This window comes from Vibrio sp. YT-19(2023) (assembly GCF_033337395.1).
Window position 1 is genome coordinate 1 of sequence record NZ_JAWOQN010000341.1, and the last position, 812, is coordinate 812.

The 812-nt window shown below is 45.1% G+C and carries 2 pseudogenes; one reads left to right on the forward strand and one right to left on the reverse strand.

The window, feature by feature from the left end:
- A pseudogene (locus tag R7E78_RS25780) lies at positions 1-387 on the forward strand (tryptophan--tRNA ligase); the annotation flags it as partial.
- Positions 388-457: 70 nt separating this feature from the next.
- Here the strand turns inward: R7E78_RS25780 and R7E78_RS25785 are convergent.
- Positions 458-812: pseudogene (locus R7E78_RS25785) on the reverse strand (chromosome partitioning protein ParA); the annotation flags it as partial.

Consider the following 812-nt stretch of genomic DNA (forward strand, 5'->3'; position numbering starts at 1 on the left):
ATTAACTTAGGGGCGACTGAAAAGGAAATCTCAGTTGCAGTGAAATCCATGTACACCGACCCAAGCCATTTGCGCATCGAAGACCCTGGTCAAGTAGAAGGTAACATTGTGTTCACTTATCTCGATGCTTTTCACTCTGACAAAGAGCATGTCGAGCAACTCAAAGCGCACTATCGCCGTGGCGGGCTAGGAGATGGAACCACGAAAAAAGTATTGGAAGAATGCCTTCAAGAAATGCTGCGTCCGATCAGAGAGAAACGGGCATTGTATTTGAACGACAAAGCGCAACTTATTGAGATTCTTAAACATGGCAGCCAAGTCTCTCGAGAAAAAACAGAACAAGTTTTGTTCGATGTTAAGGGGGTATTTGGCTTGAACTTGTTCTGAAATAGGTTCGGGAGCACAAAGTAAAAAGGCACGAAAGTTAACCTGCAACGTGCTTTTTTGTATGCGCACCTTATGAAGCAAAGAACTCGCGACGAAAATTCGCTATCTCTTGTTGATAGTAACGCTGCCAGTCAGATTCAGACCAACTCGCGTGGCTGGTGGCTCTTTGCGTTGCCAATCTGGATTCGAGCTGTTTTAGCTCGGTTTGATAACTGCGAACTTGCTGCTTTTGTTTTGCTATTTGTTGTTCACGAGTGCGGATTTGGTTGCTTTCTTGTTCCGACAGATAGTTTTTCTGCAACTCTTGAATCAAGGTTTGTCTCTCGATCCCATTCATACTTGCAGGGATCAGAGCCACCGCTCGTTCATATTTTGTTTGGTTGCTGTCTAACCCCAAGGCATTTTCGTTCCCCTGCCATTCGGTG